Origin of the sequence: Bacteroides sp. 1001302B_160321_D4 (assembly GCF_015667765.1) — a bacterium.
In the GTDB taxonomy this organism is placed as follows: Bacteria; Bacteroidota; Bacteroidia; order Bacteroidales; family Bacteroidaceae; genus Bacteroides; species Bacteroides xylanisolvens.
The window spans coordinates 1-22405 of sequence record NZ_JADPLO010000040.1; the positions used below are offsets into that span (position 1 = coordinate 1).

Here is a 22405-nt window from a genome sequence, read left to right on the forward strand (position 1 = left end):
CTAATTCTATTATGCCACCTTTATTCGTTTGTCCAAATGATCATAATGAATCGCCCCGATTATTTGTATCCGACATATTACATCCAATCCATTATCATCTTCATAGCATGGACTTTGATTTTCATTTGCTTTATGATCGCTTACCAAAAACAAAATAATAAATCATGGAAGGATTAATACAATTTACAGGTATAGTGATGATTGCATTTGGAATACTGCAAATCATCCTTTTCTTTAAAATTTGGGGAATGACTAATAACGTCAAACGCATTTGGAAGAAAATAGATAATAAGGACTTTCTTTCCGATGCTTGTGTTTCTTATATAAAAGGCAACTTGGAAGAAACTGAAAGGTTGGCAAATGAAGCTTTTCTGCAGGAAGTAGCTTTACTTTCTAAATCATCTGAATCTTATGAAGATTGGATCGATAATTATATAAAAATAAAAGAAAAATATACCCGTATCTTCAAGAAAATAGATAAGCCAGCTCCTGACTTTAATAAATACGAAGAACCGAAGATGTATCTACTTTAAACAATAGAGAAAAAAATAAGGCTGACATAACGAGTATCAGCCTTATTTTTTTTACATATATCCATATCACATATTCAAATAATACTCCCTCGTCAACGCTATATACTCCTCACTATACTGATGACGCGCCAATTCCGTCAACAACTCTTCTATCACACACTCCCGATTGGAAAAAGAAAAAGCAATCAGCGTACGTTTTGGAATACCGCCGGGCTTAGTAATTACATTGAGCTGACGAATCGCATACAACTTATTCATAGAAGCTATCGCCTTTACCCGATCAACCACATCCGTCGGAATCACGACCGTAAAAAGTCCGTCTGCTGCCAATAACCTATTTACCCCTTCCAGCAATTCTTCGTAGGTTAGAGAATCATTGTGACGGGCAGCAGCCCTCTGCCGATCCGGACACTCCAACGAATCGACAAAATAAGGGGGATTTGAAACAATCACATCAAATTTATCCGAAGACCGGTATTTCTTAAAGTCAGCCTGCACCACTTCTATCCGCTCCTGCCAAGGAGAACGAGCCACATTTTCCCTGGCCTGTCCGGCCGCCGCCTCGTCTATCTCCAATGCCACAATCTTTGCGTCTGGCAAACTGCGTTGAGCCAACATTAAAGCCACCAAGCCCGTCCCCGTACCAATATCCAATATCCGGCGCGCGCGCTCAACCGAAGCCCAAGCTCCCAAAAGCACCCCATCCGTACCAACTTTCATAGCACATTGGTCGTGCCACACTGTAAATTGCTTAAATTGAAAATAAGGATTCGACATTTTATCCGTTTGTCTTAAAGCTGTTTTATTCTACTATTTTATTGCAAATCGCCAAAAATAAATAATAATTATGGAATACTCCCTCTACAAGCCGATATTTTGGCATTGTTTTTGTGTTTTTATTCTGCACAGTGCTTTATTATTAGAGAGAATCAATTAACTTTGCAAACGATTTATGCATATCAGTATGACATAAACTAAATTAAAACGAAAAGATGAAAGAAAGATATTTATTGGAAGATGGAAGCGATAACGGCTTCTCGCTAATCACTGACTATGATGGGAACGATGAACAGGCATTTGATGTAAATGTGAAATCTGGTGAAATTCTTCCGGTACTCCCTCTACGTAACATGGTGTTGTTTCCTGGAGTATTCCTGCCGATCACAGTGGGCCGTAAGTCTTCTCTGAAACTCATACGAGACGCTGACAAGAAGCATAAAGATATTGCCGTAGTATGTCAGAGATCGGCACATACAGAGGATCCGAAGTTGGAAGATTTACACAATATCGGTACCGTAGGACGAATTGTGCGGATATTGGAAATGCCCGATCAGACAACGACTGTCATCCTTCAAGGAATGAAACGTCTGAACCTGATAAACATTATCGAAACCCATCCGTATCTGAAAGGTGAAATAGAACTTTTGGAAGAAGACATTCCAAGCAAAGACGATAAAGAGTTTCAAGCCTTGGTGGAAACCTGCAAGGACTTGACAATGAGATATATCAAATCGTCAGATGTGATGCATCAGGATTCGGCATTTGCTATTAAGAATATCAACAGCCCGATGTTTCTGGTCAATTTCATCTGCTCGAACCTGCCGTTCAAGAAAGACGAGAAGATGGACTTGTTAAGCATCCATTCATTACGTGAACGCACATATCACTTACTGGAAATCCTGAACCGCGAAGTGCAACTGGCAGAAATCAAGGCATCCATCCAAATGCGTGCCCGCGAAGATATCGACCAGCAGCAACGCGAATACTTCCTGCAACAGCAAATCAAGACTATCCAGGATGAACTAGGTGGCGGCGGCCAGGAGCAGGAAATAGAAGAAATGCGCCAAAAGGCAGAAAGAATGCGTTGGAACGCAGAAGTCAGGGAAACATTTATGAAAGAACTGGCTAAACTGGAACGCACCCATCCACAATCTCCGGATTACAGCGTACAGCTTAACTATCTGCAAACCATGCTCAATCTTCCATGGGGTACGTATACAACTGACAATCTGAACCTTAAAAACGCAGAAAAGACGTTGAACAAAGACCATTACGGACTGGAAAAAGTGAAAGAACGCATTTTGGAGCATTTGGCTGTATTAAAGCTGAAAGGTGATATGAAATCACCGATTATCTGCTTATATGGCCCTCCGGGAGTAGGTAAAACATCTCTTGGAAAATCCATTGCATCTGCGCTCAAACGGAAGTATGTACGTATGTCTTTAGGCGGCGTGCATGACGAAGCTGAAATCCGCGGACATCGGAAAACTTATATCGGCGCCATGCCCGGACGAATCATCAAGAGTTTGATTAAAGCCGGCGCATCCAATCCTGTCTTCATCCTGGATGAAATAGACAAGGTCAGCGCCGACCGTCAAGGAGACCCCTCTTCCGCATTACTGGAAGTGCTTGATCCGGAACAAAATACTGCTTTCCACGATAACTTCCTGGATGTAGACTACGACCTCTCAAAGGTATTGTTTATCGCAACAGCCAACAACCTGAACACAATCCCCGGCCCATTGCTCGACCGTATGGAATTGATTGAGGTTAGCGGATATATCACGGAAGAGAAAGTAGAGATAGCCCGCAAGCATCTGGTTCCCAAAGAGCTGGAAGCCAACGGACTTAAAAAGACAGATATCAAGCTTCCCAAAGATACGTTGGAAGCTATCATCGAGTCATACACCCGTGAGAGCGGCGTTCGTGAGCTGGAAAAGAAGATTGGTAAAATCCTTCGTAAATCAGCCCGTCAATATGCTACGGACGGTTATTTCGCCAAGACAGAAATCAAACCGTCGGATTTGTATGACTTCCTAGGAGCACCGGAATATACACGTGACAAGTATCAAGGAAATGATTACGCAGGCGTAGTCACCGGATTGGCATGGACAGCCGTCGGAGGCGAAATCTTATTTGTAGAAACGAGCTTGAGCCGTGGCAAAGGCGGACGTCTCACACTGACCGGTAACCTGGGAGATGTGATGAAAGAATCTGCCATGCTGGCACTTGAATATATCAAGGCACACGCTTCTATCCTGAATCTGGACGAAGAGATCTTTGACAACTGGAATATTCATATCCACGTTCCCGAAGGCGCAATTCCGAAAGACGGTCCGTCGGCAGGTATTACGATGGCCACCTCCCTGGCTTCTGCCCTGACGCAAAGAAAAGTGAAAGCCAACATTGCCATGACGGGCGAAATTACCCTTCGCGGCAAAGTGCTTCCCGTGGGTGGCATCAAAGAGAAGATATTGGCAGCCAAGCGTGCCGGAATCAAGGAAATCATCATGAGTGCCGAGAACAAAAAGAACATAGATGAGATTCAGGAGATTTATCTGAAAGGACTGACTTTCCACTATGTAAACGATATAAAAGAGGTATTTGCCATTGCGCTGACCAATGAGAAAGTGTCGGATGCTATTGATTTATCCGTTAAGAAACCCAGCCAGGAATGACATTTGAGTTACAATATACAGATACTAAAAGTAATGCCCGTGCGGGTCTGATTACCACAGACCACGGGCAGATACAAACACCGATCTTTATGCCGGTGGGCACACTGGGCACGGTTAAGGGAGTACATCTGACCGAATTGAAAGAGGATATTCAGGCGCAGATTATTCTGGGTAATACCTATCACCTCTATTTGCGTCCGGGACTGGACGTGATCGAGAAAGCAGGCGGACTGCACCGTTTTAACGGTTTCGACCGCCCGATGCTAACTGACAGCGGTGGTTTCCAGGTATTCTCTTTGGCCGGAATCAGAAAGCTGCGGGAAGAAGGAGCCGAATTTCGTTCGCATATCGACGGAAGCAAGCACGTCTTCACTCCGGAAAAGGTGATGGACATAGAACGCACCATCGGCGCAGACATTATGATGGCTTTTGACGAATGTCCTCCCGGTGACTCGGATTATGAGTATGCCAAAAAGTCATTAGGTTTGACGCACAGATGGCTCGACCGTTGTATACAACGTTTTAATGAGACGGAACCTAAATATGGTTACAATCAGGCTCTCTTTCCTATCGTGCAAGGTTGTGTCTATCCCGACCTGCGCAAACAATCAGCAGAGTTTATCGCGTCCAAAGGGGCCGACGGGAACGCTATTGGCGGTTTGGCAGTAGGCGAACCGGTAGACAAGATGTATGAAATGATCGAGATTGTTAATGAAATACTTCCCAAAGACAAACCTCGTTACCTGATGGGCGTCGGAACTCCTGTCAATATTCTTGAAGGAATAGAGCGTGGCGTGGATATGTTTGACTGCGTTATGCCTACACGAAACGGACGAAATGGCATGTTGTTCACCAAAGATGGCATTATCAATATGCGAAACAAGAAATGGGAAACCGACTTCTCTCCCATCGAAGCCGACGGAGCTTCCAGCGTAGATACGTTGTACAGCAAGGCTTATTTGCGCCATCTTTTCCATGCGCAAGAGCTACTGGCCATGCAAATTGCCTCGATACACAACCTGGCATTCTATCTGTGGCTGGCAGGAGAAGCAAGAAAACATATTATTGCCGGAGATTTCTCGACCTGGAAGCCGATGATGGTCAAAAGAGTATCAACTAGATTATAAGAAATGAAAAGCAATCGATTTATAAAACGGCTGGACTGGTATATCATCAAGAAGTTCTTGGGGACATACGTATTTGCTATTGCATTGATCATTTCTATTGCAGTGGTATTCGATTTCAACGAAAAGATGGACAAATTGATGGAGCATGAAGCTCCCTGGGATAAGATCATCTTTGAATACTACATGAACTTTATCCCCTATTTCTCCAATCTGTTCAGTCCGCTGTTCGTATTCATTGCTGTTATTTTCTTTACCTCCAAGTTGGCAGAGAACTCTGAAATCATCGCTATGTTCTCCACCGGCATGAGCTTTAAGAGAATGATGCGTCCTTATATGATTTCGGCCGCTATCATTGCGCTGACCACCTTCACGCTAAGTTCGTACGTGATTCCTAAAGGAAGCGTGACGCGTCTGAACTTTGAAGACCGGTATATCAAACCCAAGAAACAAAATTCGGTAAGCAATGTACAGTTAGAGGTAGACAGCGGGGTTATAGCCTACATTGACAACTATAACAACGCCATGAAAACCGGTAACCGTTTTTCATTGGATAAATTCGTTGACAAGAAGCTGGTTTCGCATTTAACTGCACGCCGTATCACTTATGACACTGCAACTGTTCATAAATGGACAATTCACGACTATATGGTACGCGAATTAGATGGTTTAAAAGAAAAAATCACTAAGGGAGATCGAATCGACTCTATTATCAATATGGAACCTTCTGACTTTCTCATCATGAAAAATCAGCAGGAGATGTTGACCAGCCCCGAACTAAGTGACTATATAGAAAAACAAAAGCGAAGAGGATTTGCCAACATCAAGGAGTTTGAGATTGAATATCACAAACGCATTGCCATGTCGTTCGCTTCTTTCATCCTTACCATCATCGGTGTATCGCTTTCATCCCGGAAAACAAAAGGTGGTATGGGGCTCCACTTGGGTATCGGATTAGGGTTAAGTTTTTCTTATATCCTGTTCCAAACGATTACCTCCACCTTTGCCGTGAACGGAAATGTGCCTCCTGCCATTGCAGTCTGGATTCCCAATATCCTTTATGCAGGTATCGCATTCTTCCTGTATCAGAAAGCACCCAAATAACCAGAAAGCAACAAATAAAAGGATTGCAAGCCTTCCGCAGTCTTCAGGAACTCGATCCGCAGACTGTCCCAAGGTTTCGGATATACCGCAGAAAGAAAGATATAAAAATAAGAAGTTCCGCCTATTCCTGCTAATGCAAGTGTAGGCGGAACTTTTTTGTTGTATCCATTTCCTCTTTTGTCTATTCTCCATTGTTTTCACCTGACGGTGATCCGGAAAATCCCTCTTTCTCCTTACATTCCTAAAATCGTTAACCGATTTCTTTTACATAAGCAGAAAGATCTGCAGCAGAGATGTTTTTGGCTATAATTACACCATTTCCATCCAATAAATAGTTAGTGAATCCCCGATTTAAACGGTATTTCTTAAATAATCCGGAATCCTCGCCTTCTGTTTCCACGAAACAAGTGGGCGTAACTATTTGATCCTTACGAACGGTTTCCTTAAATATTGACTGATATTCGTCAAATGAAACAGAAACCATTTCCACATTATGAGAAGAACGAAGCGCATTGCTTAAACTTACGTTTTGCATCCGGGACTGCGCGTCATAACTTGCCCAGAAACTTAGCAACACATATTTGCCTTTCAAATTTCCCAACTTAAAGGCGGGTTGCTCATTTGACGTAGATTCGATCTTAAAATCAGGGGCTACGTCGCCCTCACTCAAACCTCCGGTAGGTTTGTCTTTCTCAACGAAAGCGGTCAAGGAACAAATTAGTAATACAACAAAAATCCATTTTACATGCTTCATGTAATTCGGTTTTAGTTAATACTATCCGGGACTGTCCTTAAACAGTGGTTTCTTCCCGAAACGTTGTCTTTTCAGGCATCAGGCGAAGAGGAATCCGCTGATTATCAGAGCCTTTATTTTTGAAACCGGGTGCAAAGGTAAGTAAATATTAAATTAACTTCCAAGCAAATAAGCAAAAATCTCACTTTTTGGGTATAACTTTTTATGTTATTTAGCATAAAAACGAACTTTTTTCTCTACTTTTGCAGAGTTAAAGTCTATTTTTTATGCAACCATCAAATACTGAATTGATTCTGATTCGAGTTACCGGCGAAGATCGTCCGGGACTGACTGCTTCTGTGACTGAAATCCTTGCCAAATATGATGCTACGATCCTTGACATCGGCCAGGCAGATATTCATAATACATTATCGCTGGGAATTCTGTTCAAGAGTGAAGAAAGACACTCCGGATTCATTATGAAGGAACTCCTGTTCAAAGCTTCTTCATTGGGAGTGACCATCCGGTTTGAACCTATCACCACCGAACAATATGACAACTGGGTAGGCATGCAAGGGAAAAACCGCTATATCCTGACGGTATTGGGACGCAAACTTTCCGCCCGCCAGATTTCTGCCGCTACAAGCATATTAGCCGAACAGGGCATGAATATAGACGCTATCAAGCGTCTGACAGGTCGCATCCCGTTGGACGAATGTCAGACTGATACACGCACCCGGGCTTGCATCGAATTTTCAGTAAGAGGTACTCCGAAAGACCGCATTGCCATGCAGGAGAAGCTGATGAAACTGGCCAGCGAACTGGAAATGGACTTTTCTTTCCAACAGGATAATATGTACCGCCGTATGCGCCGCCTGATTTGTTTTGATATGGACTCTACCTTAATCGAGACAGAAGTGATTGACGAACTGGCTATCCGTGCCGGTGTAGGCGACGAAGTGAAAGCCATCACGGAAAGCGCCATGCGTGGAGAAATAGACTTTACAGAGAGCTTTACCCGTCGCGTAGCCTTATTGAAGGGGTTGGACGAATCGGTAATGCAGGAAATAGCCGAGAACTTGCCTATCACAGAGGGTGTAGAGCGACTGATGTATGTATTGAAGAAGTACGGTTACAAGATCGCTATCCTTTCGGGAGGATTCACTTATTTCGGCCAGTACCTGCAAAAGAAATACGGTATAGATTATGTCTATGCCAACGAACTGGAAATCATCGACGGCAAACTAACTGGACGTTATCTGGGGGATGTAGTAGACGGAAAACGGAAAGCCGAACTGCTCCGCCTCATTGCACAAGTGGAAAAGGTGGATATTGCACAGACCATCGCCGTAGGAGACGGAGCCAACGATCTCCCTATGCTGGGGGTTGCCGGACTAGGAATCGCTTTCCACGCCAAGCCCAAAGTGGTGGCCAATGCCAAGCAATCAATCAACACTATCGGACTGGATGGAGTGCTCTATTTCCTCGGGTTCAAAGATTCTTACTTGAATATGTAATTAGACCAAAAAATAGATTATCTTTGCTGACAAATAAAATAAAAGAATGAAGTTTTCCGAACTACAATTAAATGCAAATGTGCTTGAGGCGCTTGATGCCATGCGATTTGACGAATGTACGCCTATACAAGAACAAGCAATTCCAATCATACTTGAGGGTAAAGATTTGATCGCAGTAGCACAGACAGGAACAGGTAAAACGGCCGCGTTTCTGCTTCCTGTATTGAATAAATTATCTGAAGGTAAACATCCGGAGGATGCGATTAATTGTGTCATCATGTCTCCTACCCGGGAATTGGCCCAACAGATCGACCAGCAAATGGAAGGGTTTTCCTATTTCATGCCGGTATCGAGTGTTGCTGTATATGGCGGAAATGACGGGATATTGTTCGAACAACAGAAAAAGGGACTCACATTGGGAGCTGATGTTGTCATTGCTACTCCCGGACGTCTGATCGCCCATTTAAGCCTTGGATATGTAGATCTCTCCAAGGTTTCTTATTTTATTTTGGATGAAGCAGACCGGATGCTCGACATGGGATTCTACGAAGATATCATGCAAATAGCCAAATATCTGCCGAAGGAACGACAGACTATCATGTTTTCAGCAACAATGCCGGCAAAGATACAGCAATTGGCAAATACGATCTTAAACGAACCGTCGGAAATAAAGCTCGCTGTTTCCAAACCTGCGGAAAAGATTATTCAGGCGGCATACGTCTGCTATGAAAATCAAAAGTTGGGCATCATACGCAGTCTTTTTATGGATGAGGTTCCGGAACGTGTGATTGTCTTTGCTTCTTCCAAAATTAAGGTTAAAGAAGTTGCCAAGGCGTTGAAATCAATGAAGCTGAACGTAGGTGAAATGCATTCGGACTTGGAACAGGCTCAACGGGAAACGGTTATGCACGAGTTTAAAGCCGGACGAATCAATATATTGGTAGCTACGGACATCGTTGCACGTGGTATTGATATTGATGATATCCGCCTGGTTATCAACTTCGACGTGCCTCACGATAGTGAGGACTATGTGCACCGCATCGGCCGTACGGCACGTGCCAACAATGACGGGGTGGCACTTACGTTTATCAACGAAAAGGAACAGAGTAACTTCAAAAGCATTGAGAATTTTCTGGAGAAAGAGATTTATAAGATTCCTATCCCTGAAGGATTGGGAGAGGCTCCGGAATACAAACCGCGTTCGTTCAACAAAAACAGGAACGGGAATTTCTCTAAAAGAAAAGATTTCCGGGGAAAAAGAAACAACGGAGGGAAGAAAAGCAACTACCCTGCGCCCAGACAGAAATAAAATCTGTATTTCCTTGTTTGAATAGAGTCCGTATTTCTTATTGGGGAAAACCTGATTTCTATTTGAATAGAATGTAGAGTCCTTATTTGGATGAAGTAATCTCCAAATCGCCTTTAAAGCTCACTTCCATATTTACAACGCTATATATGGAAGTTTCCGGAATGGCTAAAACAGCTTGATAATGAAAACCATTCCGGTTTACTTTCACAAACTTTGTATCTGACAGGATTGATTGCGCCAGGAAATCCGCAGGAACCACTTTGTCGAACATCTGTTTGGTTATATCGCTGGCAAACAGGCTCTTTTTACCTTCGTACACACAGATGTGCATCACATTATCATAGTACACATTATCCATACTAATCCCGTCTTCGGAATAAGTCGTCTTGATGACTCTCATTTTAGATGGATTGATATATACGTATGCACGATAGCGAGTGCCGTTGTAAGTCACTACACTATCGCGTTTGGTTACTTCCGTATAAGTCGGAACCACAAGTTCCTGACGGACAAAATAGATAGAATCATTGAGGTCTTCGGATTTATGCAGTTTTATTACATTATCCGTAATGGAATGAAACCAAAATATATGTTCTCCCTGCTTATCAATCTTGTAATAAGTGGTATCATTTCCATAAGTGTAAAGAATGTCCCGCATTATTTTAAATGCAATGGGAGTACTTTGTGCGTCTGCATAGTAGATGGTATCTCCTTCCACACGCATCAACGGGCTCTCCGTTTCATCGTCCAGCCAAATTCCCTGCAGTAACTCTTTTGCGCTAAGATCCTCTTTCTCCTGTTGAAGAGAATGGGGACTCTTATTGCCGCTACATGCCGCGAAAAGGATTGCCATTAACGATACAGCCACATTTTTCATCATCTATCTTAGTTTTGTATAAAGATACTCCTATTTTTTTATTTACCAATACAATGGTAAACAAATCCGAGCTCTTCCATCTCTTTTTTATCATATATATTACGTCCGTCCAACACAATCTGCTGGGCCATCGTCTTCTTGATAACGGCCCATGAGGGCAGACGGAATTCTTTCCATTCGGTAACCAGCATCAATACATCAGCATCCAGCACTGCATCATACATATCACAAGCATAATAGATTTTTTCTCCAATTCTACGCTTGCACTCTTGCACAGCAGCCGGATCGTATGCACGCACCCGACAACCAGCTTCCAGCAATTTATCGATCAGGACTAATGCCGGAGCCTCACGCATGTCATCCGTTTCCGGTTTAAATGCCAGCCCCCACAAAGCAACAGTCTTACCTTGCAAATCACCATTAAACTGTTTCTTTAACTTCTCAAACAGGACGCTTTTCTGTTGTTCGTTCACTTCTTCCACAGCACTAAGCACCCGCATACTATAACCGTTCTGTTCCGCAGTCTTAATCAATGCTTTCACGTCTTTAGGAAAACAGGAACCACCATATCCGATGCCCGGATACAGGAACTTACGTCCAATACGGGTGTCCGAACCTATTCCGCTACGTACCATGTTCACATCCGCGCCAACGATTTCGCATAAGTTTGCGATATCATTCATAAAACTGATACGGGTTGCCAACATCGAGTTTGCCGCATATTTAGTCATTTCTGCAGATGGAATATCCATGAAAATCACACGGAAATTATTCAATAAGAATGGCTTGTATAGTTTGGACATCAATTTCTCCGCACGTGCCGACTCCACTCCCACTACCACACGGTCCGGACTCATAAAGTCACTGATCGCATTTCCTTCTTTCAGGAATTCCGGATTAGAAGCCACGTCAAAATCAACTTTCACGCCTCTCTTATCCAATTCTTCCTGAATAACCGCGCGAACCTTACTGGCAGTACCCACCGGAACGGTACTTTTGGTAACTACCAGTTTATATTGTTTCATATTGCGACCAATGGTACGGGCCACCTCCAACACGTATTTCAAATCAGCGCTGCCGTCTTCATCCGGAGGGGTGCCAACCGCACTGAATATAACTTCCACGTCGTCCAGACAACTTTCTAATGAGGTTGTAAACTTCAATCGCTTTGCTTTCATATTACGGAGCACCATCTCTTCCAATCCATTCTCATAAATCGGAATATTCCCCTTTTGCAAAGATTCGATTTTCTCTTTATTTGTGTCTACGCACGTTACATTCACGCCAATTTCGGCAAAGCATGTACCTGATACCAGACCCACATACCCTGTTCCCACGATTGCAATTTTCATACTTAATCTATTGTTTGTTTAGAAATTCATTCAAAATAAGCGGCATCTTTAAAGGCAGTTCCCTCTCTGTCTTTCGCCGATAATACCATTTGCGAATCTGCCAACGGCCAGTCTATCCCCAACGTTTCATCATTATACAAAATAGAAGCTTCCGCCTGCGGAGCATACTTGTTATCTACCTTATACGTAAAAACGGCTTCTTCGCTCAAGACTGCAAAGCCATGAGCAAAACCACGGGGAATGAAAAATTGTCTCTTGTTTTCCTCACTAAGCAACACGCAGACGTGCTTTCCAAACGTAGGCGATGATTTACGCAAATCAACGGCAACGTCCAGCACTTTTCCTTTAAGAACACGAACCAGTTTCGCCTGACTGTATTCTCCTTTCTGATAGTGCAATCCGCGTAACACGCCAAAAGATGATTTCGACTCGTTGTCCTGTATAAAATCTACGGGACCAATATTGGCATCAAACTCTTCTTTCTTATAGGCTTCCATAAAATAGCCCCGTTCATCGGAGAAAACTTTAGGCTCTATCAGCCATACTCCGTCTATTTCCGTCTGTATATAGTTCATTATTGATAGTGATAAATAAAACGATGCAAAAGTAGTGAATTTTTCGAAGTTTTCTGGGATATATTCAATTTATCTCGTAATTTTGCAGACATGATTGAATTGGCACAACATATAGAGACTTTACTACTGGAAAACGATTGCGTCATTGTTCCGGGGTTTGGCGGTTTTGTAGCGCATTACTCGCCTGCAACCCGCGTAAAAGAAGAAAATATATTTTTACCTCCTACCCGCACAATCGGCTTTAATCCTCAATTAAAACTGAATGACGGCGTATTGGTGCAATCTTATATGTCAGCGTATGACACGAGTTTTGCTGACGCCAGCCGCATAGTAGAAAAGGAAGTAAACGAATTCATCGGTCTCCTTCATGAAGAAGGAAAAGCCCATTTGGATAATATAGGCGAGATTCACTATAACATTTATGGTAACTATGAGTTTGTTCCTTATGACTATAAGATAACGACTCCTTCATTATACGGTCTCGACTCCTTCGAAATGCATGAACTTTCCGTTCTGCAACAGAAAGAAAAAGTATGGATACCGGCTCATCCGGAGAAGGAAAAGAAGACTTTTGAAATTAGTATCAATCGTGCGTATCTTCGCAATGCTGCAGCAATGATTGCTGCCATCGTATTGTTCTTTGCCTTTTCAACTCCGGTAGAGAATACAGACGTTCAAAAAAACAATTATGCACAATTATTACCCAGTGAGCTTTTTGAGCAAATAGAAAAGCAATCAGTTGTAGTAACTCCTGTGTATGTTAAGAGTGAGGCAATGCAACAAGCTAAGAAGCTTTCCGCTACTGCTTCAACTTCTTCTTCAACGAAGACTTCATCCACTAAAAAGAATACAGCGGATAAGACTTCCAAGCCAATCGCAGTTAGAGAAATGAAAGTGGCCAAACAGGAAACGGCAGCTACTGCTTCCGCTACTACCCCTGCTGCGGTTAAATCTCCAGAAAGTGCCAATCATCCTTTCCATATCATAGTGGCAGGAGGAATCAGCCTGAAAGATGCAGAAGCCATAGCAACTCAATTAAAATCAAAAGGGTTTGCTAATGCAAAAGCGCTGAACATGGATGGAAAAGTACGTGTCAGTATCAGTTCATTCGACAACCGCAATGAAGCGACCAAGCAATTACTTGAGCTAAGAAAAAACGAAACTTATAAGAATGCCTGGTTACTGGCTAAATAAAAATCCCTTTTTAAAAGTATGAAACGAGTTCTTTGTCCTAAATGTGAGAATTACCTTTTTTTTGATGAAACCAAGTATAGCGAAGGCCAATCACTGGTATTTGAATGTGAGCATTGCGGCAAGCAATTCAGCATCCGGCTTGGAAAGAGCAAAGTAAAGGCTCTTAGAAAGGAAGAAAATCTGGAAGAAGAAGCTGAATCCCATAAAGAAGAATTCGGATATATCACTGTTATCGAAAATGTATTCGGTTATAAACAGATATTGCCCTTACAAGAAGGTGACAATGTCATAGGCCGCCGTTGTGTGGGAACTTTTATCAATACGCCCATTGAAAGTGGTGATATGAGCATGGATCGACGCCATTGCATCATCAATATCAAACGTAATAAGCAAGGAAAACTTGTTTATACATTACGGGATGCTCCCAGCCTGACAGGTACTTTCCTCATGAATGAGATTCTGGGAGATAAAGACCGTGTATGCATTGAGGATGGCGCTATTGTGACTATCGGAGCTACTACATTTATTTTGCATGCAGCTGAATGAACTTATAACTTATTTTGATACTCTCGCATGAATTCATCAGCGATATAGAGATTACCATAGAGATAAAGCCCTGTTTCCTTGTCATGCAAGTCAGCGCAAGTCTTGCTTTCATAAAACAATTGCAATGCTCTGACTGGAGCAATTTCCAAGCGTCTTGAAAGTTCGGCAGCAATGACACCGATACGATTACTTAATATTATCTCTTGAATTTCAGGAGACTTTACAGGATCATTCTGCCAGTTCTGTTCCATCATAAATAAGGTATTTATCCGTAATATTTTGGTTTAACAAACAAATCTGATTATTTGGTTGGTGTTGAGCAAGACGCTGTAATGCCACATCAGCACTCATCAAACCAGACATATATAAATTTACCGTATCAATTACCCGGTCATTCGCGACACCTCCCTCTATATAATCATAATTTGCCGCTGGATTCAGTCCACGACGACTGGCTACAATAAATTCCAACCATTCCGAATCGTAAGCTTTGAACACCTTACAACGAGCCTTTTCCAAAACAAGTTCTCTATCAAGTTGGTAAATATTAATAATGGCTTGGGTGTTGCGTCGCTTAGCCGTTGCAATAGCCCAACGACAAGCCTGCTCTTTGATATCTGTAACATAGAATCCACGACCAAAATCAAGATTCTCCCTTCCTAAACGACAAATAGGAACATCAACTCGTTCCGTTCCTCCATGATATACTGTTATTTTCATCGTTTTGCCTCCCAAGTTGTCAGACATTCTATCATATTATCAGTCACATGCTCGCGACTCTCAGTATGTAATACATCATAGCAAGGCAAGATGTAATTCTCAATCATACCTACACGCTTCATGCGGGTAAAAACTTCTTGATATGATTTACCTAATCGGCGTGCCGTACTTTCAATGCAGGACGCTACAAATGCTAATGTCACTTCAGTATGTGATAATTCAATCAGATTTTCCATATTAAATTCTGTATAAAGCTAATTTGAGCTAATTACAAAGTTAATGAATATATCTGGAAACAGATAAAGTTTAATCTTCTTTTTATTGTTTTTGAATCATTCGATCCGTAGGAAGCACAATTCTAGTTCATATTAAATGGCATTACTAATATGAACAGAAATAAAAAAGGATAGGAATCTATATATTGGCAATATTCCTATCCTTTTTTCATTGTTTTATGTTCAAGCTATATCCAGATGTTCCGAAGAATACAATTTATGAGCTTTCCCATAAAGACAATATCCAATTATAGCCGTAAGAAGGGAATAACCGAAAGAGGGAATCCACCAATAATAGTCTACAAATCTCCAAAGCAAAACAGAGCTTGCTATCCACATTAAAATAACACTCCATACAAACCATTGAGTTACTTTTTGAGTTGAGATAAATTTAGGCAGCATATTATTAGGTACACTTCTATCCGGTTCTCTCATTACTTTTCCATATACAAATATTTCAGATGAAACCGGTGAGATATTGGATGGTTGACTTGAAGTTGTTTCAAAGAAATCGACCTCTCTCTTTTTCACGATTCGTATCCAACTCTTCATCCATTCATAATGTCCGATAATACTAGCCAGCCAACACATAGAAGCAAACCATCCTAAAGTAATAATCAAAAGTGGTAGCCATATACTATCTAAAAATGAAAAAATAGTTCCACTGCAAGGAGCGCATTGAACATTTTCTGATTGCGGTATAATGGTATAAAATGCCACAAACAAAGCGCCAACAAAAATGGCGTAATAGTTAACCCATGTATGATAACGCTGTACATGGAACTGATAGGCTTCAACGACCTTGTCGTATGCGACTTGTTTTTTACAAATTTGGTCGCAAGGATTTGAACCTGAGTTATTCATAATTATATAGTTTAAAATTCGACTTCTGATTTAATTTCAAATCCTCCCCATCCATTCTTACCATATCCTGAAGCATTTATTGGAATAAATAGATATTGAGGATAATTTTCATTACACATGGTCGGCTCGGGAATATACATGGGACCTCCCCCATATTTCACAGTATGACTAGTTCCAAAGACGATATAGACTGAAACATTCTTATAACCATCAAATAAATTTTCTATTCCTAATGTAGGTGATTCTATAGCTTTACAATATACCTTATTAAATATGGGAGTCCAAGAACATCGAGCATACTCTTTATCCGGTCCTACAGTGCTAGGGACAGTTCCTTTCCCAATTTTTTCTTCTCCGACAAATGCACACTTTCCAATAGATTTCATTGAATTTCCGATACTTAAATATCCATCAAATCCAATACAAGCATAAAAAGCATAAATACCAATAGTCTCAACCTTATTAGGAATTACCAAGTTACCAGTAAGTCCTGCACATCCTTCAAAAGCATGATCGTCAATACTCTTAACATTTCCTCCAATAGTAATTTTTCCTTTAAAAGAGCTACAACCATGAAAAGCATAAGCCGGAATATCCGTTAACGCATTTCCTATACTCAATGAACCTGTAAAAGTAGAAGATTGAAATGCAGACCCTTTCATACTTGTTACACTATTCGGTATCACTAAGTCTCCTGTTACTTTGCTACAACCAGCAAATGCTGCTGTTCCAATACTCTGCACTCCCTCTTCTAATATCAAAGTCCCGTTAAAAGCAGAATATTCAAAAGCGCGTTCTCCAATAGTTGCAGTTTTTGAAGGAATCACAATATTCCCTGTTAATTTAAGAGTGTTCGCAAAAGCATATTGACCAATACTTTCTACTGTCTGAGGTATATAAATGGAAGTAATAGAACTATTATAAAACGCTCTATCTGAAATTGTTTTTAAATTCAGTGGCAATAACACTGTAGGTACCAGAGAATTATTAAAGGCACTAGCCGGTATACTTGTATCACTCAATTCTGAAAGATCTACCGTTTTCAAGTTAGGCATAGTCTTTAAAAACTCGTAATCAAAGGTATTCAGATGTCCTGTGATTTTCAATTCTTCTAAAATTTTAGCGTCTTCACTATTGATTTGTTGTTCCAAAGTTCCTGCTGTTGCCACGTAAATATCCTGTGAACTTCCTCCACGCTGAGTAATCTGTATTGTTTCAGAAGTAACTCCCAATTTGTCAACTAATTTAATAATCGAATAACGCAATTGAGTATTATTATTATGTTGGACATTAAATGTAATCGTTTCATCCCGCATTATGGCACGTGATGTCGGAGCGATAGAAATCCATGTTTTATCCGCTTCCGGAATTTCTATGGTATAATCGATATTAGTGGAAAGCTGCACACTCACCGTACCACCGGTATAAGGAACCGTATAAGAACGGTCGGTGATATTAATCACTCCTTCCACAAAATTGATGGAACGCATGATAGTACGTTCTTCGCCATCGGAAACGAAAACCAATACCTCACTGCTAAGTATCGTTCCCGGTGTAGTCACTTCAATTACTCCGGAAGCATTACCCAAAGATTTTACCACAGCACGGAAACCATCTTGCGCCAAAGCTTTCAATACAGTCTTATCCGTAGCCCCCGTAATAGCATATTGAATGGGATAAGTCTGATTGGCTAATACCCGTATATCCTCCGTTTCATTGAAAGTGATAGACAGCTTTTTGTGTTTGGGTACGGAGATAATGTTTCCGGCTTGCATCTCCAAATAAACATAATCATCATCCTCCGTCACATTCTTGAAGAAAGCGTCTCCACTTGTTCCATCCGCACCGGTCGCTTTTCCTAGTTTTGTCCAGTTCGAACCATTGTCATAAGATATATACCAATAGCCGTCTTCTTCTATCTTCAACTGTGGAGTGACACCATTAGTACCATCCGTGCCGTCTTGTCCATCCGAACCGTCAACACCTTGCGCCTTTATCTTATTACCATTATCATCTTTCATCCAATCGCTATTCAACGTCCAATAATAGATACCGTCGGTATCTTGTTTCACTCCGACAACAGGTGTCACCCCATCCTTGCCATCCGAACCGTCTTGACCATCATTACCATCTGCCCCATCTTTACCATGATATATGGTTATCGGTTCACGTTTTTCAAAATAAAGTTTATAACCAATCACCTTCCCATTATCATTCAAAGGTACCACATTAGTTATACCATCTTTTTGTTGTAGTGCTTCAATAATTGATTGTATAGACGAAATATCAGTATTCATCTGTTCACACAAGCTTTGCAACTCGCCAAAAGCATACCAAGTCGGCAGTTTTATAACAGTTCCATTCGACAAGGTGAAAGTAACAAAGTCCTGACTGGAAGTGTAATCTATATCACTAAACATATCGTCACCATCCACTCCATCTTTACCAGTATCACCTGTAGCCTGCCCTATATTCGACCACGTACTGCCATTATTCATCGACAGCCACCAACGACCATTTTCTATTTTCAATTGTGGAGTAATGCCATCCATACCAGGTTTACCATCTATACCATTTTCTCCATCTTTTCCATCTTCACCTACTGCCTTTACTTTATTCCCGGCATCATCAATTAACCATTCTCCGTTTAACGTCCAATAATAAACATTATCCGTATCTCGTCTCACGCCAACCACCGGCGTTACTCCATCCTTACCGGCAATACCCGTATCACCTTTATCCCCCTTTTCTCCATGATAAATAGTAATGGGATCTCCCTTTGAAAAAGAAATAGTGTAACCAACCGTCTTACCACCTTCTGTAACAGGATTTACTTTTGTGATGCTTACATTACTTTGCAAAGCTTGTAGTAACGTTTGCAACGCTCCAATGTTTCCATTCATCTGTTTACAGAGTTCTTCAAGTAAAGTTACCCTGCCATCCAATTGATGAATACTATCCCATAAATCATCAGTGTTTGTTTTGCAGCTATAGAATGAAGTACTTAAAGCTGCAATCATTAAGAAAAAGAATACTGTCTTTTTCATCATAATTATTAGAGTTTTTGTCGCCACCTCAACTCCTTAGCAGTGGTAAGTCTATAAAAAAAGTGTGGAGTCGTTAGTTTATCTGTTAGGAGGTTCTGGTAAAACCTTGACATAAATAAACAATACCCCACACTCGTATATATATGTAATATAAAATTACACACGACTATACAAGTGATGAGTGTTATTGCTATCCTTATGTCAATTGAAATTTACCAGATTTCCTAACAAGGATAAAAGCTAAACACTTTCATCTATTAATATGTAATGTTGCACATACAAACACTATTGCTGCAACGCTACAAAGATAGAAAATATTTCGCATAAACAACACTCTTGGGGTATTGAGACTGCAAATTTGGGATAAAATGAGATGAAAAGCAATATTGAAGATTAATTATCTTCATTGTATCTTGAGGATAATACGCGTTTGAACAATCTACTGCTATAACGCGGCAAAGATTGAAAATATTTTCACAAATAAATTTTCTAGAAGAAGCTAACAGAAGAAAAATCAAGATACTTCTTACTTTTTGATAAAATAGGTGATAAAAAGAGATAGGAAAAACAAATTATAAATCCAGTAGAAATCCTACTTTCCGCATACAAATCTTACTAAAATTTTGCACCTAACAGTAAATTCACCGTTGGGCAACGGCAAAAATGTCGTTAGGCAACCACAAATTCACCATTGCCCAACGGCGAATTAGAGCATTTCTACCCGAAATATCAAAAAAATAGGGAAAGCTCCTGAAAGAACCTTCCCTATCTAAAGTTATTTTTTAGTAAGAATTAAGCTGCCGGATCCGGAGCTTCTCCTGAATCTCCTCCAGAAGAGCCACCTCCTTCGCTAGGTTCTCCACCGTTATCCCCGTTAGGATTGGTTACGTTATCTCCAAACAGTTCTATACTAGCTGATCCAAGCATTTCCTTGAATGCACCTCCCGGAGTAAAGACTATCTTCCTCCTAATAATGGTATTAACACTCACGTCTTCAGCTTTATCTTGGCTCTCGGCATTAATAGCTGGACGAAATGAACCGAACTCTCCCAACTTTACAGAGAATCCTTCTTCTAAAAATGACACCATAGTATCTTGCACTCCTTTCAGTACCACATCCACCATAGCCCGATGAACGCCTGTCCGCTGATTTACTTCATCACATAACTTGTTATAGTTGATGCTCCCAACTAGAACGTTTGCTGCAACATACTTTTCTACCTTATTTTCCTTATCGAAACATAAGGTGATTTTTTTCTTTTTATATCTGATAGCCATATACGCCTAAGATTAAAAAGTTAAACAATATTAGGAAGCCACACTATTGACTTCGCAACAAAGGTATGAACACATTACGAGATTTACAAGCAAGATTACCATGGTAAAAAAGGTCTTGATTCATTGTATTTTACAGATGACTTTTTTATGCAATATTCATCATATCAAATTCGTTTTCTCCTTATAAACCAGGCATTTATAAAACAAAAAAGTAGAATAATAATTCATATAAAAAGAGACAAAATTGGTCATTAAGGATTTGAGCCTTTTCAAACCGTGAAAACGAAGAAAAAGAAGGTTATGGAAATAAAAAATACGAAGAATGTAAATTTGGTCTTTAACAATTAATAACTTTCCGTCTCTTAATTATCTAACAGTTAAGGGCATTTTGATAGTTGTATACTCTATCAAAATGCCCTCTACTTATTAACCTTATGGTTATAATCTTATATCTTACAGAATACCTTTCACAGTTTCAAGCATTCCTTTTTCCTGGATAGAATCCAAGTTTGCTTTTACAGCTTCTGCCAATCCCGGGATCTTATTCAAATCTTCTCCCCAGATAAAATCAGCAGCCAGAACACCTTCGGTTACTTTCTTTGTACAACCGGTTGCCCAAAGTTCTTTCAGCAGGTTCATGATTTCAGGAGCATCATTTGGTACAATTTCAGCGCCGTCAGCACGTACACCACCTTTATAATAAGTAATGATAGCAGCCAAACCAAGTACCAGGCCTTTAGGAAGTTCGCCTTTACGTTCGAGATAAGTCTTCAATCCCGGTAAATCACGAGTTTCATATTTTGGGAAAGAATTCAGCATAATGCTTGTCACTGCGTGATCTACGAATGGATTGTTGAAACGTTCCAATACGTCGTTGGCGAATTTCTCCAACTCATCCTTCGGCAAATTCAATGTTTCCATCAATTCATCGAACATTACTTTGTGGATATATTTACCAATAACCTCATGTTCACAAGCTTCACGCACAATATTCACACCAGAAAGATAAGCAACCGGAGAAAGAACAGTGTGCGGGCCATTCAACAGAGTTACCTTACGTTCGTGGTAAGGAGCTTCCGAAGGAACAAACAACACATTCAGTCCTGCCTTATCAGCCGGGAACTCTTTGGCAACTTCCTGCGGAGCTTCAATCACCCACAGATGGAAGATTTCAGCCTGAACAACCAAGTTATCATCGTATTGCAGTTTTTCTTTGATAGCAGCAATATCTTTGCGCGGGAATCCCGGAACGATACGGTCTACCAATGTCGCATATACGCCACAAGCTTCTTCAAACCATGTTTTAAACTCATTACCCAGGTTCCACAATTCAATATATTGATAAATAGTTTCTTTCAACTTATGTCCATTCAGGAAAATAAGTTCGCAAGGGAAAATAATCAAACCTTTTGTCTTATCACCATTGAATGTTTTGAAACGATGATACAGCAATTGAGTCAGTTTACCTGGATAAGATGAAGCAGGAGCATCTTCAAGTTTGCAAGACGGATCAAAAGCAATACCAGCCTCTGTAGTGTTTGAAATAACAAAACGCATTTCAGGTTGCTCTGCCAACTTCATGAACTCGTCATTTTGAGAATATGGATTCAATGCACGACTGATTACATCGATCATTGTCAAGCTGTTAACAACTTCGCCTTTATCCAATCCTTGAAGATTAACATGATAAAGATCGTCTTGTGCATTCAGCATATCGACCATACCTTTATCAATGGGCTGAACCACTACTACACTGCTATTGAAGTCGGTTTTCTGGTTCATGTTGTAAATAATCCAATCAACAAATGCACGCAAGAAGTTACCTTCGCCAAATTGGATAATACGCTCCGGACGTTGTGTTTTAGGAGCAGTTTCTTTGTTTAATGCTTTCATGTTAGT

The 22405-nt window shown here is 40.8% G+C and carries 20 protein-coding genes; 8 read left to right on the plus strand and 12 right to left on the minus strand.

The window, feature by feature from the left end:
* Positions 1-164 precede the first annotated feature (164 nt).
* A complete protein-coding gene (locus KFO40_RS15565; RefSeq protein ID WP_008997447.1) occupies positions 165-533 on the plus strand; it encodes a hypothetical protein in 369 nt (122 codons plus the stop codon).
* A gap of 66 nt (positions 534-599) precedes the next feature.
* Here the strand turns inward: KFO40_RS15565 and KFO40_RS15570 are convergent, their stop codons facing one another.
* Positions 600-1310: a tRNA1(Val) (adenine(37)-N6)-methyltransferase gene (locus tag KFO40_RS15570; protein ID WP_008640182.1), complete on the minus strand. Its 711-nt coding sequence runs from the start codon at positions 1308-1310 to the stop codon at positions 600-602.
* 215 nt (positions 1311-1525) lie between these two features.
* On the opposite strand from KFO40_RS15570, the gene lon reads away from it, so the two are divergent.
* From lon to KFO40_RS15585, 3 genes are read left to right on the plus strand one after another with little or no spacing between them, the layout of a single operon-like run.
* Positions 1526-3991: an endopeptidase La gene (gene lon / locus KFO40_RS15575; RefSeq protein WP_008022420.1), complete on the plus strand. Its 2466-nt coding sequence runs from the start codon at positions 1526-1528 to the stop codon at positions 3989-3991.
* Positions 3988-5118 (plus strand): tRNA guanosine(34) transglycosylase Tgt, encoded by a 1131-nt coding sequence (gene tgt / locus KFO40_RS15580; protein WP_004315350.1) that lies wholly within the window; start codon positions 3988-3990, stop codon positions 5116-5118. The genes lon and tgt overlap by 4 nt, the downstream gene beginning before the upstream one ends.
* A 3-nt stretch (positions 5119-5121) precedes the next feature.
* Positions 5122-6219 carry an LptF/LptG family permease gene (locus tag KFO40_RS15585; RefSeq protein ID WP_004315349.1) on the plus strand — a complete coding sequence of 366 codons (1098 nt, stop codon included), beginning with the start codon at positions 5122-5124 and terminating at the stop codon, positions 6217-6219.
* A gap of 250 nt (positions 6220-6469) precedes the next feature.
* Here KFO40_RS15585 and KFO40_RS15590 read toward each other — a convergent pair whose 3' ends face one another.
* The gene (locus tag KFO40_RS15590; RefSeq protein ID WP_004315348.1) at positions 6470-6973 is read right to left on the minus strand and encodes a thioredoxin family protein; all 504 of its coding nucleotides are present in this window, start codon (positions 6971-6973) and stop codon (positions 6470-6472) included.
* Positions 6974-7239: 266 nt separating this feature from the next.
* On the opposite strand from KFO40_RS15590, the gene serB reads away from it, so the two are divergent.
* Both serB and KFO40_RS15600 read left to right on the plus strand, forming a co-directional pair.
* Positions 7240-8469 (plus strand): phosphoserine phosphatase SerB, encoded by a 1230-nt coding sequence (gene serB / locus KFO40_RS15595; protein WP_008017556.1) that lies wholly within the window; start codon positions 7240-7242, stop codon positions 8467-8469.
* Positions 8470-8515: 46 nt separating this feature from the next.
* On the plus strand, positions 8516-9778 hold the full coding sequence (locus tag KFO40_RS15600) for a DEAD/DEAH box helicase (protein WP_004315346.1): 1263 nt from the start codon (positions 8516-8518) through the stop codon (positions 9776-9778).
* A gap of 82 nt (positions 9779-9860) precedes the next feature.
* Here the strand turns inward: KFO40_RS15600 and KFO40_RS15605 are convergent, their stop codons facing one another.
* Genes KFO40_RS15605 through rfbC form a run of 3 tightly spaced genes read right to left on the minus strand, consistent with a single transcriptional unit; the run spans position 9861 to position 12582 of the window.
* Positions 9861-10658, minus strand: coding sequence for a DUF4738 domain-containing protein (locus KFO40_RS15605; protein ID WP_004315345.1), 798 nt, complete (start codon positions 10656-10658; stop codon positions 9861-9863).
* 35 nt (positions 10659-10693) lie between these two features.
* Positions 10694-12007, minus strand: a complete 1314-nt coding sequence (locus tag KFO40_RS15610) for a UDP-glucose dehydrogenase family protein (protein ID WP_004315344.1) — start codon at positions 12005-12007, stop codon at positions 10694-10696.
* Positions 12008-12033: 26 nt separating this feature from the next.
* Positions 12034-12582: a dTDP-4-dehydrorhamnose 3,5-epimerase gene (rfbC, locus tag KFO40_RS15615; protein ID WP_004315343.1), complete on the minus strand. Its 549-nt coding sequence runs from the start codon at positions 12580-12582 to the stop codon at positions 12034-12036.
* A 90-nt stretch (positions 12583-12672) separates the two neighbouring features.
* Between rfbC and KFO40_RS15620 the strand changes: the two genes are divergently transcribed.
* Positions 12673-13776: an SPOR domain-containing protein gene (locus tag KFO40_RS15620; RefSeq protein ID WP_004315342.1), complete on the plus strand. Its 1104-nt coding sequence runs from the start codon at positions 12673-12675 to the stop codon at positions 13774-13776.
* Positions 13777-13794: 18 nt separating this feature from the next.
* On the plus strand, positions 13795-14322 hold the full coding sequence (locus tag KFO40_RS15625) for an FHA domain-containing protein (RefSeq protein ID WP_004315341.1): 528 nt from the start codon (positions 13795-13797) through the stop codon (positions 14320-14322).
* Between the two features lie 2 nt (positions 14323-14324).
* On the opposite strand, the gene KFO40_RS15630 is transcribed toward KFO40_RS15625, so the two are convergent.
* The 7 genes from KFO40_RS15630 to KFO40_RS15660 all read right to left on the minus strand — a co-directional run bounded on the left by KFO40_RS15630 (position 14325) and on the right by KFO40_RS15660 (position 22399).
* Complete coding sequence (locus tag KFO40_RS15630; protein WP_004315340.1) at positions 14325-14576, minus strand: hypothetical protein; 252 nt, start codon at positions 14574-14576, stop codon at positions 14325-14327.
* Positions 14551-15069, minus strand: coding sequence for a DUF3990 domain-containing protein (locus KFO40_RS15635; RefSeq protein WP_004315339.1), 519 nt, complete (start codon positions 15067-15069; stop codon positions 14551-14553). Before KFO40_RS15635 ends, KFO40_RS15630 begins: the two co-directional genes overlap by 26 nt.
* Positions 15039-15278 carry a DUF3791 domain-containing protein gene (locus KFO40_RS15640; RefSeq protein ID WP_008017560.1) on the minus strand — a complete coding sequence of 80 codons (240 nt, stop codon included), beginning with the start codon at positions 15276-15278 and terminating at the stop codon, positions 15039-15041. The genes KFO40_RS15635 and KFO40_RS15640 overlap by 31 nt, the downstream gene beginning before the upstream one ends.
* A 222-nt stretch (positions 15279-15500) precedes the next feature.
* Positions 15501-16181: a hypothetical protein gene (locus KFO40_RS15645; protein WP_004315337.1), complete on the minus strand. Its 681-nt coding sequence runs from the start codon at positions 16179-16181 to the stop codon at positions 15501-15503.
* Positions 16182-16192: 11 nt separating this feature from the next.
* Positions 16193-19231 (minus strand): PL29 family lyase N-terminal domain-containing protein, encoded by a 3039-nt coding sequence (locus KFO40_RS15650; RefSeq protein WP_008017561.1) that lies wholly within the window; start codon positions 19229-19231, stop codon positions 16193-16195.
* A gap of 789 nt (positions 19232-20020) precedes the next feature.
* The gene (locus KFO40_RS15655) at positions 20021-20506 is read right to left on the minus strand and encodes an HU family DNA-binding protein (protein WP_004316197.1); all 486 of its coding nucleotides are present in this window, start codon (positions 20504-20506) and stop codon (positions 20021-20023) included.
* A gap of 453 nt (positions 20507-20959) precedes the next feature.
* Complete coding sequence (locus KFO40_RS15660; protein ID WP_004316196.1) at positions 20960-22399, minus strand: tagaturonate reductase; 1440 nt, start codon at positions 22397-22399, stop codon at positions 20960-20962.
* Positions 22400-22405 lie beyond the last annotated feature (6 nt).